Below are 22,034 nucleotides of genomic sequence, written 5' to 3' on the forward strand. Positions count from 1 at the left end.
CGCGTCGGGCTCCGGCTACTGGCCGAGGCAGCTGCGCACCTTGGCGAGCAGCTCGAGGCCGTTGATGGGCTTGGTGACGTAGTCGGTGCAGCCGCTCGCGTAGCCGGTCTCCACGCTGGCGAGCTCGCCGCGGGTGGTCACCATGATCACCGGGATGGCGGCCGTCTCCTCGTGCTCGCGGAGCTTGCGGCACGCCTCGAAGCCGTCCATGCGCGGCATGACCACGTCCATCAGGATGAGGTCCGGCCGCTCGGCCCGCGCCTTCTCGATCCCCTCCTGCCCGTCGCGCGCCGTGACCACGTCGTACGCGCTCTTCGCGAGGATCATGCGTTCCATGAGCAGCACGGTGCTCGAGTCGTCCACGAGCAGGATCTTCTTCCGCTCCATCTCGCCTCCAGGTCGGCCTCGCACTCCGTGCAAGCCTGGCACCACGCGGCGTCCCCGCGCCACGGGACGGTGTGGTCGCCGCGGGGGAGCGCGCACACACCCGGCGGCCGATCGGATTTCCCTGGAACGGCGGCAAGATGCGGCCGACCCGCGCCGCGCCTCCGCCCTCCGGTGCGGCACCTGCGCCGGCCGGCGCGGACGCGTACCCGCAGTCGTTCCACCGCGAGCGCGTGCGGGGCCGGGTCGCCGCGGCCCCTCGGGTCGCGCGCGCGTGGGTGAGGACGCACCTGTCCCCGGGACGCGTGACCGCCCGGGCGGCGTACCGCGCGGCCGAGGTGCGTCCCATGCCCACCGCGCAAGGCCGCGGAACGACGGCCCGGCGCGCTGGTCCGCCCCGTGCTCTCGTCGGGCCGCATGGCCTCGCCCCACCTCGACCTCCTCGCGGCCGCGCTCGCGCTCTGCGCCGCGGCGCCCGCGCGCGCCCAGCCCCGCGCCGCGCCACCGCCCGCCGGCGCGCCGTACGCCATCGTCTACGCCGCGCCCCCCGCCGCCATCGCCCGCGCCGCCGATCCCGCCGGCGCGGGCGACGCGGCGGACGCCGAGGTCGCCGCGCTGCAGGCCGCGGCCGCACGCCGTGCCGAGCGCGCCGGCTCACTGTCCGGCTCCTTCCCGGCGCGCGCGCGGCTCGCGGCGCTCCTGCCGCGCATCACCGCCGAGTACCGCCACGAGGAGCAGTCGAACCGCGTGGTGGGGCTGCAGGGCTCGGGGGAGGTGGACTACCTGCGCGTCGCGCCCGGCAACACGTTCCTCCTCCGCGCCACCTGGGACCTGGGGCGGCTGGTGGCCGCGCCGGGTGAGCTGCAGGCGGCGGCGCAGGACGCGGCGCGCGCACGGCGCCGGGACGAGGCGGTGGCGCGGGCCACCCGGCTCCACTTCGAGCGGCAGCGGCTCCGGGTCCGGCTCGTGCTCGCGCCGCCGGCGGAGGCGCTGGCGCGCGCCGAGCTGGAGCTGGAGATCGCGCGGCTCGGCGCCGAGCTGGACGCGGTGACCGGCGGCGCCGGGGTGGCGCGGTGAGCGGCCGCCGGGTCGGGCCGGTGAGCGGGCGGCGCGCGGCGCTCCCCGCGGTCGTCTGGGCGGCGGCGCTCGCGGCGGGCTGCGGGCTGCCCGAGGCCGCGCCGCACGTGCGGGTGATCGCGCTCGAGCCGGCCGGGCCCGGCGTGGCGCCGGAGCTGGCCGAGGCGGCGGTGACGTTCAGCGCGCCGGTGGACCCCGCCGGCCTGGCGGACGGGGCGCGACTCGTGCTCGTGCCGGCCGACGCGGTGAAGGCAGCGCTCGACGCGGTCGAGTCGGAGGAGGGCGGGGCGGGCCTGGCGCAGGCGGTGCCGGCGCGCGCGGCGCTGGATGCGGACGGCACGCGCGCGGTGCTCCGGCCGGACGCACCGCTCCGCGCGCACGCGGGATACGCGCTCGTGCTCTCGTCGCGGGCCCGCGCGGCGGATGGCCGGCCGGTGCTCGACGCCGACGGTCGCCGCCGGCCGTCGATCGCGACGTTCGAGACCGGCGCCGCCGCCGGGCCTCCACCGGCCCCGGCGCTGACCGAGGTCCGCGCCGACGCGGCCACGCCGGAGGCGGGCGGCGAGTACGCCGAGCTCGCCAACCTGGGCGAGGGGCCGCTCGACCTGTACGGCCACCGGCTGGCCAAGCGCACCTCCACCGGCGCGCTCTCCTCGTGCGCGCTCCCGCCGGACGCGGTGGTCGCGCCGGGCGAGGTGGTGGTGCTGGCGGGCGGCGCCTATGACGGACGGTACGCGCTGCCGGCGGGGACGCGCGTGCTCGCCTGCGGCGCCACCGCGCTGCTCGGCGGGATCGCGAACGATCGCCCGCCGGAGCTGCTGCTGCTCGACGGGAGCGGGGCGATGGTGGCGAGCTTCGGGGCGGGCGGCGTCGCGCCGGTCTGTGCGGAGGCCGCGGCGGTGAAGCGCGATCCCGCGGGCCCCGACGTCGCCGCCAACCTGGCCTGCGCCGCCGGCTCGCCGGGCGCGCTCTGACCCCGCGTCAGCCGGCGTTCTCGGCGATCCACTTGCCGAGCAGCTCGCCCTTCGAGAGGAAGCCGTCCGCGCCGCACTCCGCCACCAGGCGCTGGACCTTCTCCTTGTCCTCGCCCGAGCAGAACAGCACCTTGATCGACCGGAAGCGCTCGTTCTTCTTCACGAACCGGCAGAACTGCCCGCCGTCCACCTTCGGCATGTTGACGTCGAGGAGGATGAGGTCGGGGCGGGTCTGGCGCTTCAGGATGATCGAGGTCGCCTTCTCCGCGTCGGGCGCGTAGTGGATCTCGAAGCCCTTCGCCTCGAGCTCCTCCTGCAGCAGGCGCGCGACGATCTCGGAGTCGTCGACGATGAGGACGCGCCGCCGGGCGCCCACCGCGGCGGTGAAGCGCTGCGCGAAGTCGTCCGTGGCCGGCGAGGCCACCGCGCCGTCCAGCGTCAGCTCCGCGGCGGCGCGGGCCAGCTCCTCCTGCGCACCCTCACCCACCAGCAGCGACCGGCCGGCGAAGCCGCGATCGCGCAGCAGCGCGGGCGCCTGCCGGGCGCGCCCCGCGTCCACCAGCAGCGCCGCCGCGCCCTGCACGTGCGCCAGCAGCGCGTGCGGTTCGCGCTCCAGCGCCACCTGGTGGCCGGCGGCCTCCAGCGCCATCCCGGTCACCTGTAGGATGATCTCGCTCTCGCAGCAGATGAGGACCTTCACGCGTTCCCTCGGGACGGGAGAAATTAGCACCGATCTTGCCCGGCCGTCCCACCCTCGCGGATAATCCCGCGCCGAATGGCCGACCCGAAGCCCACCGACGCGACGGGCGCCGACGCCTGGTACTTCTGCCTCCGCCTGCTGGGCGCGCGTTACGCGTTCGAGGCGCCGCTCGTGACCGAGGTCGTGCGCCTGGGGCCGCTCACCCGGCTGCCCGCCGCGCCCGCCTTCCTCCCGGGCGTGTTCACGCACCGTGGCGAGGTGCTGCCGGTGCTCGACATCGGCCTGCTGGTGGGCCACGGCGCCGTCCCCATCCGCGCCAGCACCCGCGCTGCCATCGTGCACTGTGGCCCGTGGAAGGTGGCGGTGTTGACCGAGGGCGTGGAGGGGCTGGTCTCGATCCCGCGGCGCGCCATCGAGCCGCCGCCGGCCGAGTCCTCCGGCGTGGCCGAGTTCCTCTCCGGCGTCGGGCGCGATCGCGCCGGCACGGTGGCCGTGCTCGACCTGCCGCGCCTGGTGGAGACCGCCCGCGCGCGCGCCGTTCCGGCGGGGGGCCCGGCGGCGTGACCGAGCCCACCAGCGAGATCCTCCTGTTTCAGGTGGGCGCGCGCGTGTTCGCGGCCGTGGTGCACGACGCCGTGCGGATCGGCGCGGTGCGCGACGTCTCCGAGGACGACCTGGTGCTGGAGAGCGCGCTGGGCGCGCCGTTCGCGCGCGAGCGCGGCATCGTGGTGGCGAGCCACGAGGGCGCGACCGAGCGCACGCTGGTGGTGGACCAGGTGGTCGGGGTCCGCAGCGTGCCGGAGGCCGACGTCCAGCCGCTCCCCGCGTTCGCCGCCGCCTGCCTCGTCTCCGGCGCCGTCACCGGCCTCGTCATGCTGGACGACGCGCCCCTGCTCCTCGTCGATCTCCCCACCCTGGTGCGCGAGCGCTCCCCCGCCGCGCCCGAGCTCACCGCCTGAAGAGGCCCACACCGATGCGCGACCCCTCCGAACTCGACAAGCCGAAGAAGAAGCCCGCCCGCGCCGCGCGGCCCGCCCGCAAGACCGGCGTCGCCCCCGGCGACGCGCTGCAGGTCGAGGCGTTCCTGCGCTCCTTCGCCGCCGGCGAGCACGGGGTGGCGCGGCTCGACGTCTCCGCGTTCGCGGATCCGATGCTGCGCGGCATCGCCGAGGCCGCCAACGCGGCCGCCGACCACGCGGCGGGGCAGCTCGACGCGTCGCGCCAGCGCGTGCAGGTCGTCACCGCCGGCGTGGACGAGGCCATCGAGGCGATGATCCGCCTGGTCATCCAGGGCGACCTCTCGGGCACGCTGCGGCTGGGCGTGAGCGACGCGGCGCTCGCGCCGCTCATCGCCGGCATCGGTCAGGTGATGGAGACGCTGAAGCGCTTCGTCACCGAGATCCGCGAGGCGGCGCTGCAGCTCTCGACCTCCTCGGCCGAGGTGCTCGCCGCCGCCACGCAGAACGAGTCCTCCACCAGCGCGCAGGCCTCGGCCATCCACGAGACCACCGCCACGATGGAGGAGCTGAAGGGCGCCTCGCACCAGATCGCCGAGAACGCGCAGATGGTGGCCGCCATCGCCGAGCAGACGCTCACCGGGGCGAAGCAGGGCGAGGGTGCCATCAAGTCGTTCATGTCCTCGATGGAGAAGGTGCGGCACAACGCGGTCGAGGTGGACGACGCCATCGCCAAGCTGTCGAAGCGCGTGGAGCGCATCGGCACGGTGGTGGAGGTGATCGACGAGATCGCCGATCGCTCCGACCTGCTCGCGCTGAACGCGGCGCTGGAGGGCGCCAAGGCGGGCGAGGCCGGGCGCGGGTTCTCCATCGTGGCGGCGGAGATGCGGCGGCTCGCCGAGAACGTGATGGAGTCCACCAAGGAGATCAAGAACCTCATCACCGAGATCCGCGAGGCCACGCACGCCGCCAAGGAGGCGTCGGACGGCAACAAGCGGATGGCGGCCGAGGGCGAGCAGCTCGGCGGCAACGCCATGACGAGCGTCTCCGGGATCCTCTCCGGGATCCAGGAGACCAGCGACGCGGCCCGCGTCATCCACCTCGCCACCCAGCAGCAGCGGACCGCCACCGAGCAGGTGGTGCAGTCCATGTCGGAGATCGAGGAGGTCACGCGGCAGGCGCAGACCGGGTCGAAGCAGGCCACCGGCGCCGCCTCCGAGCTGACCAAGCTGGCCGAGCGGCTCGCGGAGCTGGTGAAGCGCTTCAAGGTCGAGTAGCCGCGGGGCGCCCCGCAGACCGCCGCCGCCATGGGCATCTCCGAAGAGATCCGCCAGAAGCTGCTCCCGCGCTTCCGCGAGACCACCGCGGACCGCGTGGAGAAGATCTCGGCGGCGCTGCTCGAGATCGAGCGCGGCGCCGCGACGCCCGAGGTGCGCGAGGAGCTGGCCCGCGAGCTCCACACGCTGAAGGGCGAGGCCCGCATGATGGGCTTCGCGGGGATCTCCACCGTGGTGCACGCGGCGGAGGACCTGCTGAAGGCGCTCCCGGCGGAGCGCCCGGGCGAGCGGATCGACGCGCTGCTCGGCGCGTGCGACACGATCCTGCCCATGCTCGACGCGCCCGCCGACGGCGGCGCCGCCGCGACCGCGCTGGCCGAGCGGATGCGCGCGCTCATCTCCGGGGCGCCTGCGCCAGAGGCCACCGCGGCCGCCCCCGCCGCGCCCGCGCCCGCATCCGCCGCGCCGCCGGCCGCCCCGTCCGCGGCGCCGGCCGAGGCGGAGGCCGCCCCGCCCGCTCCGTCCGCCGCGGCCCCCCCCGCCGCGGCCCCGCACGCCGAGGAGGCGCCGCGCGCCGAGCTGCGCGGGGACAAGCCCGCCGCGTCCATCCGCGTGGACGTGGACCGGCTGGACGAGATCGCCGCCCTGGCCGGCGACGTGATGGTCGAGGGCGCGCGCGCGATGCGCCGCTCCAAGGACCTCGTGGGCCTGTTCGCCCGCTGGGCGCGGATCTCCGACCGCGTGGTGGCGCTCGCCGAGCGCGTGCGCGACCCCCGCACCGCCAAGCTGGTCGAGCAGATCGAGGGCGACGTCCACCTGCTCCGCTCCGACACCTTCCGCTTCGCGCGCGTCCACTCCGAGGCCGCCTCGAGCGCGCACGCGCAGCTCGGCCAGCTCTCCGAGCGGATCGGCGAGGCCCGCCTCATCCCGCTCTCCGGCGTGCTGGCCGGCTTCCCGCGGGCGGTGCGCGACATGGCGCACGAGCAGGCGAAGGAGGTCGAGTGCGTGGTGCGCGGCGCGGAGACGGGGGTGGACAAGTCCATCCTGCTCTCGCTGAACGACCCGCTCGTCCACCTGGTGCGCAACTCGGTCGATCACGGCGTCGAGGCGCCGGACGAGCGCGAGGCGGCCGGGAAGCCGCGGGTGGGGCGCATCACCATCTCGGCGCGGACCGACGGCGACCTGCTCGCGGTGACGGTGGACGACGACGGGCGCGGCATCACCCCGGCGGCGGTGCGCGCCGCGGCCCTGCGCAAGGGGCTCATCGGCGAGCAGCAGGCCGCGAGCCTCTCGTCCCGCGCGGCGCTCGACCTCATCTTCACCCCCGGCTTCTCCACCCGAGAGCAGGCCGGCGAGACCAGCGGGCGCGGGGTGGGGCTCGACGTGGTCCGCAAGCGCGTCACGGCGCTGGGCGGATCGGTGACGGTGGAGTCGAGCCCGGGCAAGGGCACGCGCTTCACGCTGCGCATGCCGCAGTCGCTGTCGCTGATGAAGGTCCTGCTGGTCCGGATCGACGACGACGTCTACGGCGTCCCGGCGGTGGACGTGGACAGCGTGGGCCGGCTCGACCCCAAGGACAGCACCGAGGTGGCCGGCATCCGCGCGGTGCGCTACCGCAACCGGCTCATGCCGGTGGTGGCGCTCGGGCCGCTGCTGTCGCTGAACGGCGGCCCCCGCGCGCAGCGGCCCATGGTCGTGTACGTGAGCCACGGGTCCGAGGGGGCCGCGGTGGTGGTGGACGGCCTGCACGGCGAGCGCGAGGTGGCGGTGAAGGCCCCGGGCGCGTTCCTGAAGGGCATGCGCTTCGTCACCGGCGCGGCTGCGCTGGAGGACGGGCGCGTGGCGGTGCTGCTCTCCACGCCGGACCTGGTGAACGCCGCCCGCCGGCTCGCCTCGCCGGCCATGACCCGCGGGCGCGATCGCCGCCGGCTCCGGATCCTGCTGGTGGACGACAGCGCCATCGCGCGCGAGGCCGAGGCCGCGCTGCTCCGCTCGCTCGGCCACGAGGTGGACGAGGCGGTGGACGGCGAGGACGGCTGGGCGCGGCTGCAGAACGGCCAGTACCACCTGCTCGTCACCGACGTGCAGATGCCGGTACTCGACGGCATCGACCTGACCCGGCGGGTCAAGGCGACGCCGCGGTTCGTGAAGCTGCCCATCGTGATCATGTCCTCGCTCTCCGCGCCCGAGGAGCGGCGGCGGGGCGTGGACGCCGGCGCCGACGCCTACCTGGTGAAGGGCGAGCTCGACGCGGAGAGCCTCGCGGTCACGCTCGAGCGGCTGTGCGGGGTCCCCACGTGAGCCTGGCCGCGGGGGACCGGCCCATCCGCGTGCTGGTCGCCGACGACTCGGAGCTGTTCCGCGAGCTGCTCGCGCGCGTGGTCGCGGGCGAGCCCGGCTTCGAGGTGGCGGCGGTGGCGGCGGACGGCGACGCGGCGGCGGCCATGGCCCGCGCGCTGCGGCCGGACGTCGTCACCATGGACCTGCACATGCCCGACGCCGACGGCTACTCGGGCATCGCGCGGATCATGGCGGAGACGCCCACGCCCATCCTCGTGCTCACCGCGAACCCCACCGAGGCGGCGGGCTTCCGCGCCCTCTCGCTGGGCGCGCTCGACATCCTGGAGAAGCCGTCGGCCACCGCCGACCTGGGCGAGTACGGGCGGCTCATCCGCTCGCGGCTGCGGCTGCTCGCCGGCGTGAAGGTGATCCGCCACCTGCGCGGCCTGCGGGAGCGCCGCGACGCCGCGCCGGCGCACGGCGCCCGGGTGGAGGTGGTGGTGATCGGCGCCTCGCTGGGCGGCCCCCGCGCCCTCGCGGCGGTGCTCCGCGGCCTGCCGCCCGACTTCCCCGCGCCGATCGCCGTGGTCCAGCACATCGCCGACGGCTTCACCGCCGGGCTCGCCGGCTGGCTCGCGCAGGAGTCGCGCCTCGACGTGCGCGAGGCCCGCGACGGCGAGCCGCTGCGGCCCGGGCGCGTGCTCATCGCGCCCACCGGCCGGCACCTGGTCCTCGGCGAGGGCGTGGCGCGGCTCTCCGAGGCGCCGCCGGTGGACACGTTCCGCCCGTCGGTGACGCCGCTCTTCACCTCCGCGGCGCGGCAGTACGGGCGGCGCTGCTGCGGCGTGCTGCTCACCGGCATGGGCCGGGACGGCGCCGAGGGGCTGCGGGTCATCAAGGACGCGGGTGGCCCCACGCTGGCGCAGGACGAGGCCACCAGCGCGGTGTTCGGGATGGCGCGCGCCGCGGTGGAGCTCGGGGCGGTGGACCGGGTGCTGCCCGTCGACGAGATCCCGCGCGCGCTCCGGGAGCTGACGCGGTGAAGCCGATCGCGTCCGACCACCTGCTGGAGCTGGCCGCGCTGCTCAAGGAGCGGGTCGGGCTCCACGTGCGGCGCGAGGGCCACTCCGCGCTGCGCATCGCGGTGGCGGCGCGCCTCGAGGGCCTGGCCGCCGTCGCGGACTCCGGCGCGTACCTGGCGCTGCTCCGCTCCGACGCCGGCGACGAGGAGCTGCGGCGCCTGCTCCCGCTCGTCACGGTGGGCAAGACCAGCTTCTTCCGCGACGAGCGGCAGTTCCGGGCGCTCGACGCGATCCTGCCGGGCCTGCTCGAGCGCGCGCGCTCCGGCGGGCGGCGCGTCGCCATCTGGTCGGCCGGCTGCGCCACCGGCGAGGAGCCGTACTCGATCGCCATGGCCGCCGCCGACGCCGGGGCGAGCCCGGACGACGTCGAGATCCTCGCCACCGACGTGAACCCCGAGGCGGTCGCGTTCGCGGCGCGCGGCGCCTACGACCCGCGGCGCGTGCGCGAGATCCCCGCGCACTACCTCGGCCGGCACTTCGATCGCGACGGCGACGCGTTCCACGTGCGCTCCGGCCTCCGGCGGTACCTGCGCGCGATCCGCCCGCACAACCTGGTGTCGTCCGCGTTCCCGCGCCCGGCCGAGGGCGGCTGGGACGTCGTGTTCTGCCGGAACGTCATCATCTACTTCGACACGCCCACCACGCAGGCGGTGCTGGCGCAGTTCCACGAGGCGCTCGCGCCGGGCGGGTACCTGTTCCTCGGCTACTCGGAGTCGCTGTTCCGGCTGTTCGACGGCTTCGAGCTCACCGAGGTCTCCGGCGCGTTCCTGTACCGCCGCCCCGAGGCGCCCACCCGCGCCGGCCCGTCCGTCCCGCTCGCGCCGCCGTCCCGCCCGCACCTGGTGCAGATGCCGGCGGCGCCGCCGCCGGTGCGCCACCTCTCGCTGGTGCCGCCGCCCGCCGCGCGTCCCTCCGCGCCCGCGCCGGACCCCGAGCCGCTGCCCCTCGCGCCGCAGGAGTACCTCGACGCCGCGGTGGCGCTGTTCGCCGACGGCCGCTTCGGCGCCGCGCGCGAGCTGCTGGAGCGGCTGCTGGAGAAGGGCGGCGACGACCTGGCCGCGCGGCTCACGCTCGCGAACCTGTACGGCGTGCTGCGCCAGCCCGACCGCGCCCGCGCCAGCTACCAGGCCGCGCTGGCGCTCGAGCCGCTCAGCGCCGAGGCGCACCTGTTCTACGGCATCCACCTGCTCTCGGGCGGCGACGCCGAGGAGGCCGCGCTGGAGCTCGCGCGCGCGCTGTTCCTCGACCCCGATCTCGCGCTCGGCCACTACTACCTGGGCCGCTGCCGCGAGGCACAGCGCGACGTGGTCCGCGCCCGGCTGGCATACCGCAACGCGCTGGAGGCGTACCGTCGCCGGCCGGACGGGCGGGCGCAGGCGTTCCTGGGGTACTATCCGGACATCCCCGAGGACGGCAGCGCGTTCGCGCGCGCGGCCGAGTACGCGCTCGCCGCCCTGTAGGGCGGCGCGGAGCTCCCGGCGGGAGGCGAATCGACATGGCCGAGAAGAAGCGCATCCTCCTGCTCGACGACTCGGCGATCACGCTCGAGATGGAGAAGGCCGTGCTCGAGGACCGCGGCTACCGCGTCGCGGCCGCCTCGAACCTGCTCGAGTTCCAGGCGCAGCTCGACGGGTTCCAGCCCGAGGTGATCCTCACCGACCTCATGATGCCGGACATCTCGGGCAAGGACATCGTGCGGGTGCTGAAGCAGGACTTCCACACCGAGAAGATCCCCATCATCCTGTTCAGCTCGAAGACCGACGAGGAGCTCGAGCCCATCGCCGAGCAGGCCGGCGCCGACGGCTTCCTGTCCAAGTCGCACGGCATCGAGCGGCTCGGGGACATGGTGGACGAGCTGGTGGAGTCGATCATCTGGTGAACGCCCGCCCGGGCCCCGCCTCCGCCGTCGCGCGGCGCCGCGCGCTGGGCTAGGCTCGGGAACACGCGCCGCCGCCGGGCGCCGGGAGGGCCGCTTGCGCGCCTACGAGATCATCCACGCGAAGCGCGACGGCCGGGCCCTGCCCGCGGACGCCATCGCCGCGCTGGTGGACGGATTCACCCGCGGCGAGGTGCCCGACTACCAGATGGCGGCGTTCTGCATGGCGGTGTTCTTCCGCGGCATGGACGACGCGGAGGTGCGCGCGCTCACCGAGGCGATGCTCCGCTCCGGCGACGTGCTCGATCTCTCGGACCTCCCGGGCGCCAAGGTGGACAAGCACTCCACCGGCGGCGTGGGCGACAAGGTCTCGCTCGCGCTCGCGCCGCTCGCGGCCGCGTGCGGCGTGAAGGTGCCGATGATCTCCGGGCGCGGCCTGGGCCACACCGGCGGCACGCTCGACAAGCTGGAGGCGATCCCGGGGTTCCGGGTGGACCTGCCGGCGGAGCGCTTCCGGGCGCTGGTGCGCGACGTGGGCGCCTGCCTCGTCGGCCAGACCGCCCGCCTCGCGCCGGCGGACCGCAAGCTGTACGCGCTGCGCGACGTGACCGCCACGGTGGAGTCGATCCCGCTCATCGCCGCGTCGATCATGTCGAAGAAGCTGGCCGAGGGGATCGACGCGCTGGTGCTGGACGTGAAGGTCGGCTCGGGCGCGTTCATGAAGCGGCCGGAGGACGCGCGGGCGCTGGCGCGCACGCTCGCGGCCATCGGGCGCGGCATGGGCAAGCGCGTCACGGCGCTGCTCACCGGGATGGACCAGCCGCTCGGCCGCGCGGTGGGGAACGCGCTGGAGGTCGCGGAGGTGCTCGAGCTCCTCCGCGGGGGCGGGCCCGCGGACCTGCGGGCCATCACGGTCGAGCTCACGGCCGAGATGCTCCTCGCCGGCGGGGTCGCGCCGGAGCTCTCCGCAGCGCGCGCCGCGGTGGAGCAGGCCATCGCCGACGGGCGCGGGCTCGCCAAGCTGGAGGAGATCGTGGCCGCGCAGGGCGGCGACCCGGCCGTCATCCGAGACCCGTCGCTCCTGCCGCGCGCCGCCGGCACCTACCCCGTGCCCGCTCCCGCCGCGGGCTTCGTGCAGGCGGTGGACACCGAGGCGGTGGGGCTCGCCGCGGTCGCGCTCGGCGCCGGGCGCGCCCGGGTGGAGGACCCGGTCGACCCGGCGGTGGGCATCCTCGTCGAGCGCAAGCTGGGCGACCGCGTCGAGCGGGGCGAGCCGCTCTGCGTCGTCCACCACGGCCCGCGGAGCGAGCCGCGCGAGCGCATCGCCGCCCGGCTCGCGGGCGCGTACCGCATCGGCCCGGCCGCACCGCCGGCCGCGCCCCTGTTCCTCGAGAGGCTGGCATGACCCGGCGCGCCGATCTCTCCACCCGGCTCTCCTACGCGCTCGCCTGGGTGCGCGGCCAGGCCGAGGCCGCGCCGGTCGCCGGCGTCATCCTGGGCTCCGGCCTGTCCGCCTTCGCCGAGCGCCTGCAGCACCCCGTGGTGATCCCCTACGAGCGCATCCCGGGGTTTCCGGTCGCCAAGGTGGTCGGCCACCCCGGGCGGCTGGTGCTGGGCGAGCTGGACGCGGAGGGTGGCCCGGTGCCCATCGCGGCCATGCAGGGGCGGGTGCACGCGTACGAAGGCTGGTCGCCGGAGGACGTCGCCTTCGGCGCCCGCGTGCTGTGCGGCCTCGGCATCCGCGCGCTGCTCGTCACCAACGCGGCGGGCGGCGTGAACCCGGCGCTCGGCCCCGGTGAGCTGGTGCGCATCACGGATCACCTGAACCTCTCCGGCCAGAACCCGCTCGTCGGCGAGAACCTGGACCGGCTCGGGCCGCGCTTCCCGGACATGTCCGAGGCCTACGACGAGCGGCTGGGCGCGCTGCTCGACGCGACCGCGGCGGAGCTCGGGCTCCCGCTCGGCCGCGGCGTGTACGCCTGCATGCTCGGGCCCTCGTACGAGACGCCCGCCGAGGTGCGCATGCTGAGGGCGCTCGGCGCGGACCTGGTGGGCATGTCCACCGTCCCGGAGGTGATCGTGGCGCGCCACATGGGCGTGCCGGTGGCCGGGCTCTCGGTGGTGACGAACCACGCGGCCGGGCTGGTGCGGAAGCCCCTCACGCACGCGGAGGTGGCCGCGACCGCGGACCGCGTCCGGGACCAGCTCGGGGCGCTGGTGTCGGCGTTCCTCGCACGGGCCGGGCGTTGATGGCGCCCCCCGGGCGCTGCTAGCCTCGGGATCCCGAGGTGGCGCGCATGCGTGAGCCGAACACGGCAGGTGGACCGGCGGTGACGCCGGAGGCGGATCGACGCGACAGCGGCCGGGTGCCGCTGGAGCTGCTGGTGCGCGACGCCGCGCTGGGCGGATCGTTCGAGCCGCGCCGGGGCAACCTGGCACTGGGCGGCGTGTACTTCGACGGCCTCCACCCGCCGGAGGGCAGCCGGTTCGAGCTGCGGTTCATCCTGCCCGGCCACGGCGGCGAGATCCGCGCCGTCGCGGAGGTGCTGGGGGTCACGCGCGAGGACGAGCGCTTCGGAACGCACCTGCGCTTCGTGGAGATCCCGCTCGACGCGGAGCTCGCCATCGCGCGCTTCCTCCAGCAGGCCTGAGCGCATGCCGCCGCCGGACCGGTCCCACGACGAGCTCGTCCGCGCCGCCCGCGCCGCGCGGGGCCGGGCCTACGCCCCGTACTCGCGCTTCCGGGTGGGCGCGGCGGTGCGCGCCGGCGGGGCCGTTCACGCAGGGTGCAACGTCGAGAACGCGAGCTACGGCCTGACCGTCTGCGCCGAGCGCGCCGCGGTCGCGGCCGCGGTCGCCGCGGGCGCCCGCCGCCTGGACGCGGTGGCGGTGGCGAGCGGCACCAGCCCGCCGACGCCGCCCTGCGGCGCCTGCCTCCAGACGCTCGCCGAGTTCGGCGGGCCGGACCTCCCGGTGGTCCTCGCCGGCGCCCGCGGCGCCCGGGTCGAGACCACCCTCGGCGCGCTGCTGCCGAGCGCGTTCGGGCGCCGGTTCCTGTAGGCGGTCGTCCGGGTCGCCGGCGCGGGCGAACGGCCGCACGCGCGTGCGATTGACGCCGGGGGGTCCCGGACCTATGAACGGCGGCGTGCAGGTCTTCCGCTCCCTGGAGCAGGCTGCCGCCGCCGGCGTGCTCCGCGGCGGCGCGGTCGCGATCGGGAACTTCGACGGCGTCCACCTCGGGCACCAGAAGCTCGCCGAGGTGGCGCGCGCCTGGGCCGCCTCGCGCGGGCGCAGCGCCGGCGTGCTCACCTTCGAGCCGCACCCGGTCCGCGTGCTCCGGCCGCAGCTCGCCCCGCGGGTGATCACGCCGCTGCCGCGCAAGCTCGAGCTGCTCGCCGGGCTCGGGCTCGACGCGGCGGTGGTCCAGCCGTTCGACCTCGGCTACGCCGGCACGCCCGCGGCCGAGTTCGCGGCGCGCGACCTGGCCGGCAGGCTCGAGGTCGCGGACGTGGTGGTGGGCTGGGACTTCACCGCCGGCCGCGACCGCGCCCGGGTGGACGCGCTCCGCCCGCTGCTGGAGCGCCACGGCATCTCGCTCCACGTGGTGGACCCGGTCACCGTCGACGGCCTGGTGGTGTCGTCCACGAAGGTCCGCGAGTTCCTGCGCGAGGGGAACGTGGAGGCGGCCGCGCAGCTCCTCACCCGTCCCTACGACCTCGACGGCGAGGTGGCGCGCGGGGCGGGGCGCGGGCGCGGCTTCGGGTTCCCCACCGCGAACGTGGCGACCACCGGCCTGCTGCCCGCGAACGGCGTCTACGTGGTCCGCGCGGAGCTGGGCGGCGCCCACCGCGAGACCGGCCTGTCCGGCGCGGCGGTGCACGGCGGCGTGTGCAACGTGGGCGTGAAACCCACCGTGGAGTCGGGCGCGGCGGCGGTCGCCGAGGCGCACCTGTTCGGCTTCGACGGCCGGGACCTCTACGGCACGCCCATCCGGCTCGCGTTCCTGGCCCGCCTGCGCGACGAGCAGCGCTTCCCGTCGGTGGAGGCGCTGCGCGCGCAGATCGCCCGGGACGTCGAGGCGGCGCACCGCGTGCTCGCCGGCTGAGGCGCCCCGCGCGCCCGGCGACGGGCGGGTCCGATGTAGGGACCGTGTCGCTTTCTCCTTGCAAATCGCGGGCTTCGACCTGGCCCGTTCCTTGACCCTCGCAGGAACCGCCTGTTAAGGTCGCTGGGCTCCCCGCGCGGATCCCGCCGCGCTCCGGCGAAGGCAACGAGGGCTAAGACGACATGTCCGGACGGCTCGGCGAACTGCTGGTGCGGGAGAACCTCATCTCCCTGCAGCAGCTGCAGAAGGCCCAGGACGAGCAGCGCAAGACCGGAGGGCGCATTGGCTCGCTGCTGGTGAAGCAGGGCGCCATCGCCGAGAGCGATCTCACCGGCTTCCTCTCGAAGCAGTACGGCGTTCCGGCGATCTCGCTGAAGGACTTCGACATCGACGACGAGGTGCTGAAGCTCGTCCCGAAGGCGGCCGCGGAGAAGCACCAGGTCATCCCGGTGAACCGCGCCGGCTCCTCGCTCATCGTGGCGATGAGCGACCCGTCCAACATCTTCGCCATCGACGACGTCAAGTTCCTCACCGGCTACAACGTCGAGGTGGTGGTCGCCTCCGAGCAGGCGATCCGCGAGGCGATCGAGAAGTACTACGCGGAGAAGGGGCCCGACCTCGACGAGGTGATGCAGGGCTTCGACGACTCGGAGGTCGCGATCATCGAGGCCGACGGCGACGACATGAACGTCGTCGACCTCGAGAAGAGCGCGGAGGAGGCGCCGGTCGTCAAGCTGGTGAACCTCATCCTGCTCGACGCGATCAAGAAGGGGGCCTCGGACATCCACGTCGAGCCCTACGAGAAGGACTTCCGCGTCCGCTTCCGCATCGACGGCGTGCTGTACGAGGTGATGAAGCCGCCCATGAAGCTGCGGAACGCCATCATCTCGCGCCTCAAGATCATGTCGGAGCTCGACATCTCCGAGCGCCGGCTGCCGCAGGACGGGCGCATCAAGCTGAAGCTGGGCAAGGGCAAGGAGATGGACTTCCGCGTCTCCATCTGCCCGACGCTGTTCGGCGAGAAGGTGGTGATGCGCCTCCTCGACAAGTCGAACCTGCAGCTCGACATGACCAAGCTCGGGTTCGAGGAGCAGCAGCTCAAGGACTTCATGGAGGCGATCGACCGGCCCTACGGCATGGTCCTCGTCACCGGCCCGACCGGCTCCGGCAAGACCACCACGCTCTACTCGGCGCTCTCCAAGCTGAACGAGGTCGCCTGGAACATCTCCACCGCCGAGGACCCGGTGGAGTTCAACTTCTTCGGCATCAACCAGGTCCAGATGCACGAGGACATCGGCCTCAACTTCGCGGCCGCGCTGCGCAGCTTCCTGCGGCAGGACCCCGACATCATCATGGTCGGCGAGATCCGCGACTTCGAGACCGCCGAGATCGGCGTGAAGGCCGCGCTCACCGGGCACCTCGTGCTCTCGACGCTGCACACCAACGACGCGCCCGGCACCGTCTCCCGCCTCCTCAACATGGGCATCGAGCCGTTCCTGGTGACCGCGTCCCTGAACGCGATCGTGGCGCAGCGGCTCTGCCGCCGGCTCTGCCCCGAGTGCCGCAAGGCGGTGGCGCCGGACGAGCAGGCGCTGCTCGACGCGGGGTTCCCCGCCGAGGAGATCGGCACGTTCCAGGTGTACGAGCCGGGCGGCTGCAAGGCCTGCAACGACCGCGGCTACAAGGGGCGCGTGGCGGTGTACGAGGTGATGCCGCTCTGGGACGGGCTGAAGGAGCTCGTCATCCAGGGCTGCTCCGCCGCCGAGCTGAAGCAGGAGGCGATCCGCCTCGGCTTCCGCACGCTGCGCATGAGCGCGCTCAACAAGGTGAAGACCGGCATGACCAGCCTCGCCGAGGCGGTCGGCAACACCGCGCCGGACAAGTTCTAGGAGACGGCCAACCTTGGCGAACCTGCACCAGCTCCTGAAGGCGATGGTCGAGAAGGGGGCCTCCGACCTCCACGTCACCACCGGCTCCCCGCCCCAGCTCCGCATCGACGGCAAGCTGGTGCCGCTGAAGACCCCGCCGCTCTCGCCGGTGGAGACGAAGCAGCTCTGCTACTCGATCCTCACCGACGCGCAGAAGCACAAGTTCGAGGAGGAGAGCGAGCTCGACCTCTCCTTCGGCGTGAAGGGGCTCTCGCGCTTCCGCGCGAACGTCTTCATGCAGCGCGGCGCGGTGGCCGGCGCGTTCCGCACCATCCCGTTCAAGATCCTCACCTTCCAGGAGCTGGGCCTGCCGCCCATCGTGGCCGAGCTGGCCAAGAAGCCGCGCGGCCTGGTGCTCGTCACGGGCCCCACCGGCTCCGGCAAGTCCACCACGCTCGCGTCGATCATCGACAAGATCAACACCGACCGGCACGAGCACATCATCACGATCGAGGATCCGATCGAGTACCTGCACCCGCACAAGAACTGCGTGGTGAACCAGCGCGAGGTCGGGGCGGACACCGCCTCGTTCAAGAAGGCGCTGAAGTACATCCTCCGCCAGGATCCCGACGTCGTGCTCGTCGGCGAGATGCGCGACCTCGAGACCATCGAGGCGGCGCTGGTGATCTCCGAGACCGGCCACCTCGCCTTCGCGACGCTGCACACCAACAGCGCGGTCCAGACGATCAACCGCATCCTGGACGTGTTCCCGCCCTACCAGCAGCCGCAGGTCCGCGCGCAGCTCTCGTTCGTGCTGGAGGGCGTGCTCACCCAGAACCTGCTGCCCAAGGCCGGCGGCCCCGGCCGCGTGCTCATCATCGAGGTGATGGTCCCGAACCCCGCGATCCGGAACCTCATCCGCGAGGACAAGGTGCACCAGGTCTACTCGCAGATGCAGGTCGGCCAGGCCAAGTTCGGCATGCAGACCTTCAACCAGAGCCTGGCGATGGCGTTCGCGAAGCGCCTCATCACGCTGGAGGAGGCGCTCGGCCGGTCCTCCGACGCGGAGGAGCTGAAGAACATCATCGCGAGCGGCGCCGCGCTGCGCGGCCCGCCACAAGGTGCGGCGCGGTAGCAGCCCCGGATTCGACCCGATCCCACCCCCGCGCTAGGATGCGGGAGCCGTCGCTTCGTGAGGAGACCATGGCCCAGGCCGCAGCCGCGAACGTGAAGACCCGGGCAGCCACGCCGGCCAAGGTGTGGAAGTGGTCCGGCAAGACCCGGCAGGGCGAGGTGCGCTCCGGCGAGATGGAGGCACAGGACGCCGCCGCGGTGCAGGCCCGCCTCCGGCAGATGGGCATCGAGCCGGAGAAGGTCCGCCGCAAGCCCAAGGAGATCCAGCTCAAGATCCCCGGGATGGGCGGGGTCACGACCAAGGACCTCCTGGTCTTCACCCGCCAGTTCTCGGTGATGATCGACGCCGGCCTCCCGCTGGTGCAGGCCCTCGACATCATCGCCACCCAGGCGGACAACGCCGAGTTCCGCAAGGTCCTCTCGACCGTCAAGGTCAAGGTCGAGTCCGGCTCGACCTTCGCGGACGCGCTCGGCGAGCACCCCAAGGTCTTCGACGAGCTGTTCGTCCAGCTCGTGCGCGCCGGCGAGATCGGCGGCATCCTCGACACCATCCTCCAGCGCCTCGGCGCCTACATCGAGAAGAACGAGAAGCTGAGCCGCCGGGTGAAGGGCGCCATGGTGTACCCGGCGATCGTACTCACGGTCGCGGTCGGCGTCGTGGCGGTCCTGATCGCGTTCGTGGTTCCGACGTTCGAGAAGATGTTCAAGGACTTCGGCGGCGCCATGCCGGCGCCGACGCAGTTCCTCATCGACATCTCGCACGGGTTCCGGAACTACTGGTTCGTCTACGTCGGCGTGCCGGTCGCGCTGTTCGTGGCGTTCAAGACGGCGACACGGAAAGGCCGCGGGCAGGAGATCTGGCACGACACGGTGCTCAAGATGCCGGTGTTCGGGCCGCTCGTCCGCAAGGTGGCGGTGGCGCGCTTCACGCGCACGCTCGGCACGATGCTGTCCTCGGGCGTGCCGATCCTCGACGCGCTCGAGATCGTCGCGAAGTCGGCGGGCAACCGGACCATCGAGAAGGGCATCCTGTACGTCCGCGCCAAGATCTCCGAGGGCAAGAACATCGCCGGCCCGCTCGCCGAGACGAAGGTGTTCCCTGCGATGGTCGTGCAGATGATCGGCGTGGGCGAGGCGACGGGCGCCATGGACGCCATGCTCAACAAGATCGCCGACTTCTACGACGACGAGGTGGACGTCGCGGTCGGCGCGCTCACCAGCATGATCGAGCCGCTGATGATGGTGTTCCTGGGCGGCACGGTGGGCTTCTTCATGATCGCGATGTACATGCCGATCTTCAACATCGCCGGGACCATCAAGTAGCCAGGGACGGATGAGCGGATCCGGGGCAGAGCCGGGGCTGCACCGAAAGCTCGTCTGGCTCACCTTCTTCCGCCTGGTGACCGTGACCGTGCTGCTCGGCGGCACGGCCCTGGTCGGCTGGCAGGTCGGCGGGGAGGCGGGGTCGTACCTCGCGCCGCTGTACGGCGTCGTCGCCGCCACGTACGCGGGCTCGCTGCTGTTCGCCGTGGCGCTGCGCCGAAACGCCGGCCTGGTGGCGGTCGCGTACGCGCAGATCGCGCTCGACGTGGCGATCGCGTCGGCGGTGGGGGCGCTCACCGGCGGCGTCGAGAGCGTGTTCGTCTTCATGTTCTCGCTGGCGGTCGTGAACGGCGCGATCCTGCTGTACCGCCGCGGCGCCATCGCCGCCGCGGGCATGGCGCTGCTCGGGTACGTCGTCATGCTCGCCGCCACCTGGCGGCCCGGCTCGGCGCCGGTCGTGACCGTGTTCGCGCATGGCGGCGCGTTCGTGGTCACCGCGGCGCTCGCGTCCTATCTCGCCGAGCTGCTCCGCAGCACCGGCGAGCGCCTGGCGGAGCGCGAGGGCGACCTCGAGGCCATCACGGCGCTGCACGAGTCGATCGTGCAGTCGCTGACCAGCGGGCTGGTGACGGCCGACCGCGCCGAGCGCGTGACCTTCCTGAACGTCGCGGCCGAGCAGGTGACCGGCATCCCGCTGGCGCGCGCGCTCGGACGGCCCATCCGCGAGGTGCTGCCGCTCCAGGCCGGCACCGGCCGCGACGAGATCGAGTGGGTGAACGCCCGGGGCGAGCGGCTCACCCTGGGCTACACGGTCTTCCCGCTGATGGGACGGGCCGGCGCGGAGATCGGGTCGGCCGCCATCTTCCAGGACCTCACGCGGCTTCGGGCCATGGAGCAGGCCTTCCAGCGCAGCGAGCGGCTGGCGGACCTGGGACGCGTCGCGGCCGGGCTCGCCCACGAGCTGCGCAACCCGCTCGCCTCGATGGCGGGATCGGTGGAGCTGCTGCGGGCGCAGGCGCCGCTCGGCGGCGACGAGCGGCGGCTCCTCGACATCGTGCTCCGCGAGGCGGCGCGACTGGACGAGCTCGTCACCGAGTTCCTCCGCTTCGCGCGTCCGGCCCCGCTGCGGCCCGGCGCGGTGGACCTGGCCAGCCTGCTCGACGACGCGCTGCGGGTGTTCGCGAACGATCCCGCCGCCGCCGGGCTGGTCCTGTCGCGCGAGATCGGTCCGGCGCCGGCGGCCTGCGACCCGGACCAGATCCGGCAGGTGGTCTGGAACCTGCTGCGCAACGCGGCGCAGGCGCTCGGGGGGCGGGGGGGGCGCATCGCGGTCGCGTGCGGCGGCGAGGACGGCGGCGCCTGGTTCGCGGTCGAGGACGACGGGCCGGGCATCCCGCCGGCGGAGCGGGAGCGCATCTTCCTCCCGTTCCACACCACCAAGGAGCGCGGAACCGGCCTCGGACTCGCAGTGGTGCAGCGGATCGTGGACGCGCACGGAGGGCGGGTCGAGGTGCGCTCCGCCCCGGGCCAGGGCGCCCGGTTCACGGTCCACCTGCCCGGGCCCGCACGCGCGACGGAGACGGGGTAGGATCGGGGCGCCATGGCGAAGATCCTGGTGGTCGACGACGAGCAGTCGATGCGCGAGTTCCTCGAGATCCTGCTGCGCAAGCAGGGCCACGAGGTGGTCGCGGCGGCGAGCCTCGGCGCCGCGCTCGCGTGCGCCGCGGAGGGCGATCTCGACCTCGTCCTCTCCGACCTGCGCCTGGGGGCGGAGAGCGGGATCCAGCTGCTCGAGGCGGTCAAGCGCGAGGCGCCCGGGACGGAGGTGATCATCCTCACCGCGTTCGCCACCACCGAGAACGCCATCCAGGCGATGAAGCTCGGTGCGTACGACTACGTGCTGAAGCCGTTCAAGGTCGAGGAGCTGAAGCTGGTGATCGAGAAGGCGCTCGAGCACCGCGGGCTCGTCGCCGAGAACCGGGTCCTCCGGCACCGGGTGGGCCGGCGCGGCGACGACGGGCAGGACGCCGAGCTCATCGGCCGGTCGCCCGCCATCGAGGAGGTCCGCGCCCTGGTGGAGAAGCTGGCGCGAACCCGCACCACCGTGCTCATCAGCGGCGAGAGCGGGACCGGCAAGGAGGTGGTGGCGCGCACCATCCACGCCCGCGCCGGGCATCGGCAGCCGTTCGTCGCCATCAACTGCGGGGCGATCCCCGAGGGGCTGATCGAGAGCGAGCTGTTCGGCCACGAGAAGGGCAGCTTCACCGGCGCGACCGAGGCGAAGGCCGGGCTGTTCGAGGTCGCCGGGGCGGGGACGCTGTTCCTGGACGAGGTGGGCGAGCTGCCGCCGCCGGTGCAGGTCAAGCTGCTGCGGGCCCTCCAGGAGCGGAAGCTCCGCCGGGTGGGCGGGAGCGCCGACCTGGGCTTCTCCGCGCGCATCGTGGCGGCCACCAACCGCGACCTCGCCGAGGAGGTCCGGGCGGGCCGGTTCCGCGAGGACCTCTACTACCGGCTGAACGTCATCCAGCTCCGCATGCCCGCCCTGCGCGAGCGGCGCGAGGACCTGCCGCTGTTCGTCGAGTACTTCCTGGCCCGCTTCGCCGAGGAGCAGGGCCGGGCGCGACCCGCGCTGAGTCCGGAGGCGGAGCGCCTGCTGCTCGCCCACGGCTACCCGGGCAACGTGCGCGAGCTCGCGAACGTGGTGGAGCGCGCGCTCACGCTCTGCGACGGGGGCCGGATCCTTCCGGGCGACCTCCCGCACGCGCTCCGCGGGGCCGCCCCGGCCCCCGCGGCCGGCGCGACGCCCGCGCTTCCTGAGGCGGGGATCGACCTCCAGGCGCACCTGGACGCGATCGAGCGCGCCCTGCTGGAACAGGCCCTGGAGCGCACCGGCGGCGTGAAGACGGAGGCCGCGCGCGTGCTGTCGCTCAGCTTCCGCTCGCTGCGGTACCGGCTGGCCAAGTTCGGGATCGCCGGCCGCTGAGCCGGCGATCCCGTT

Annotated in this window: 21 protein-coding genes; 19 read left to right on the top strand and 2 right to left on the bottom strand. The window is 74.1% G+C overall.

Annotated features, from left to right (window positions below; genetic code table 11):
- Positions 1-15: 15 nt before the first annotated feature.
- Complete coding sequence (locus ANAEK_RS03185) at positions 16-387, bottom strand: PleD family two-component system response regulator (RefSeq protein WP_012524710.1); 372 nt, start codon at positions 385-387, stop codon at positions 16-18.
- Positions 388-801: 414 nt separating this feature from the next.
- Between ANAEK_RS03185 and ANAEK_RS03190 the strand changes: the two genes are divergently transcribed.
- Both ANAEK_RS03190 and ANAEK_RS03195 read left to right on the top strand, forming a co-directional pair.
- On the top strand, positions 802-1,461 hold the full coding sequence (locus tag ANAEK_RS03190; RefSeq protein WP_012524711.1) for a hypothetical protein: 660 nt from the start codon (positions 802-804) through the stop codon (positions 1,459-1,461).
- On the top strand, positions 1,458-2,435 hold the full coding sequence (locus tag ANAEK_RS03195) for a lamin tail domain-containing protein (RefSeq protein WP_012524712.1): 978 nt from the start codon (positions 1,458-1,460) through the stop codon (positions 2,433-2,435). The genes ANAEK_RS03190 and ANAEK_RS03195 overlap by 4 nt, the downstream gene beginning before the upstream one ends.
- A 7-nt stretch (positions 2,436-2,442) precedes the next feature.
- On the opposite strand, the gene ANAEK_RS03200 is transcribed toward ANAEK_RS03195, so the two are convergent.
- On the bottom strand, positions 2,443-3,135 hold the full coding sequence (locus ANAEK_RS03200; protein WP_012524713.1) for a PleD family two-component system response regulator: 693 nt from the start codon (positions 3,133-3,135) through the stop codon (positions 2,443-2,445).
- 75 nt (positions 3,136-3,210) lie between these two features.
- Here ANAEK_RS03200 and ANAEK_RS03205 point away from each other — a divergent pair, with 75 nt between their 5' ends.
- From ANAEK_RS03205 to ANAEK_RS03285, 17 genes are all read left to right on the top strand, one after another.
- Positions 3,211-3,699: a chemotaxis protein CheW gene (locus ANAEK_RS03205; protein WP_012524714.1), complete on the top strand. Its 489-nt coding sequence runs from the start codon at positions 3,211-3,213 to the stop codon at positions 3,697-3,699.
- A complete protein-coding gene (locus tag ANAEK_RS03210; protein ID WP_012524715.1) occupies positions 3,696-4,094 on the top strand; it encodes a chemotaxis protein CheW in 399 nt (132 codons plus the stop codon). Before ANAEK_RS03205 ends, ANAEK_RS03210 begins: the two co-directional genes overlap by 4 nt.
- Before the next feature lie 14 nt (positions 4,095-4,108).
- Positions 4,109-5,368, top strand: a complete 1,260-nt coding sequence (locus ANAEK_RS03215; RefSeq protein ID WP_012524716.1) for a methyl-accepting chemotaxis protein — start codon at positions 4,109-4,111, stop codon at positions 5,366-5,368.
- A 30-nt stretch (positions 5,369-5,398) separates the two neighbouring features.
- Positions 5,399-7,669 (top strand): hybrid sensor histidine kinase/response regulator, encoded by a 2,271-nt coding sequence (locus tag ANAEK_RS03220; RefSeq protein ID WP_012524717.1) that lies wholly within the window; start codon positions 5,399-5,401, stop codon positions 7,667-7,669.
- Complete coding sequence (cheB, locus tag ANAEK_RS03225; RefSeq protein WP_012524718.1) at positions 7,666-8,691, top strand: chemotaxis-specific protein-glutamate methyltransferase CheB; 1,026 nt, start codon at positions 7,666-7,668, stop codon at positions 8,689-8,691. Before ANAEK_RS03220 ends, cheB begins: the two co-directional genes overlap by 4 nt.
- A complete protein-coding gene (locus ANAEK_RS03230; protein ID WP_012524719.1) occupies positions 8,688-10,190 on the top strand; it encodes a CheR family methyltransferase in 1,503 nt (500 codons plus the stop codon). Before cheB ends, ANAEK_RS03230 begins: the two co-directional genes overlap by 4 nt.
- 35 nt (positions 10,191-10,225) lie before the next feature.
- Entirely contained in the window at positions 10,226-10,609 is a 384-nt protein-coding gene (locus tag ANAEK_RS03235) for a PleD family two-component system response regulator (protein WP_011419675.1), read from the top strand.
- Positions 10,610-10,703: 94 nt separating this feature from the next.
- Complete coding sequence (locus ANAEK_RS03240; RefSeq protein ID WP_012524720.1) at positions 10,704-12,011, top strand: thymidine phosphorylase; 1,308 nt, start codon at positions 10,704-10,706, stop codon at positions 12,009-12,011.
- A complete protein-coding gene (locus ANAEK_RS03245) occupies positions 12,008-12,856 on the top strand; it encodes a purine-nucleoside phosphorylase (RefSeq protein ID WP_012524721.1) in 849 nt (282 codons plus the stop codon). Before ANAEK_RS03240 ends, ANAEK_RS03245 begins: the two co-directional genes overlap by 4 nt.
- A gap of 47 nt (positions 12,857-12,903) precedes the next feature.
- Positions 12,904-13,257: a PilZ domain-containing protein gene (locus ANAEK_RS03250; protein ID WP_012524722.1), complete on the top strand. Its 354-nt coding sequence runs from the start codon at positions 12,904-12,906 to the stop codon at positions 13,255-13,257.
- 4 nt (positions 13,258-13,261) lie between these two features.
- Complete coding sequence (locus ANAEK_RS03255; protein WP_012524723.1) at positions 13,262-13,666, top strand: cytidine deaminase; 405 nt, start codon at positions 13,262-13,264, stop codon at positions 13,664-13,666.
- A 73-nt stretch (positions 13,667-13,739) separates the two neighbouring features.
- Positions 13,740-14,711, top strand: coding sequence for a riboflavin biosynthesis protein RibF (gene ribF / locus ANAEK_RS03260; protein WP_012524724.1), 972 nt, complete (start codon positions 13,740-13,742; stop codon positions 14,709-14,711).
- A 182-nt stretch (positions 14,712-14,893) separates the two neighbouring features.
- Entirely contained in the window at positions 14,894-16,600 is a 1,707-nt protein-coding gene (pilB, locus tag ANAEK_RS03265; RefSeq protein WP_012524725.1) for a type IV-A pilus assembly ATPase PilB, read from the top strand.
- Positions 16,601-16,613: 13 nt separating this feature from the next.
- A complete protein-coding gene (locus ANAEK_RS03270) occupies positions 16,614-17,714 on the top strand; it encodes a type IV pilus twitching motility protein PilT (protein WP_012524726.1) in 1,101 nt (366 codons plus the stop codon).
- A gap of 68 nt (positions 17,715-17,782) precedes the next feature.
- Positions 17,783-19,036, top strand: a complete 1,254-nt coding sequence (locus ANAEK_RS03275) for a type II secretion system F family protein (protein ID WP_012524727.1) — start codon at positions 17,783-17,785, stop codon at positions 19,034-19,036.
- Positions 19,037-19,046: 10 nt separating this feature from the next.
- The gene (locus tag ANAEK_RS03280) at positions 19,047-20,624 is read left to right on the top strand and encodes an ATP-binding protein (RefSeq protein ID WP_012524728.1); all 1,578 of its coding nucleotides are present in this window, start codon (positions 19,047-19,049) and stop codon (positions 20,622-20,624) included.
- A 12-nt stretch (positions 20,625-20,636) separates the two neighbouring features.
- Positions 20,637-22,019, top strand: a complete 1,383-nt coding sequence (locus tag ANAEK_RS03285; RefSeq protein ID WP_012524729.1) for a sigma-54 dependent transcriptional regulator — start codon at positions 20,637-20,639, stop codon at positions 22,017-22,019.
- The last annotated feature ends 15 nt before the right edge of the window (positions 22,020-22,034 follow it).

It is taken from the genome of Anaeromyxobacter sp. K (assembly GCF_000020805.1).
Classification (GTDB): domain Bacteria; phylum Myxococcota; class Myxococcia; order Myxococcales; family Anaeromyxobacteraceae; genus Anaeromyxobacter; species Anaeromyxobacter dehalogenans.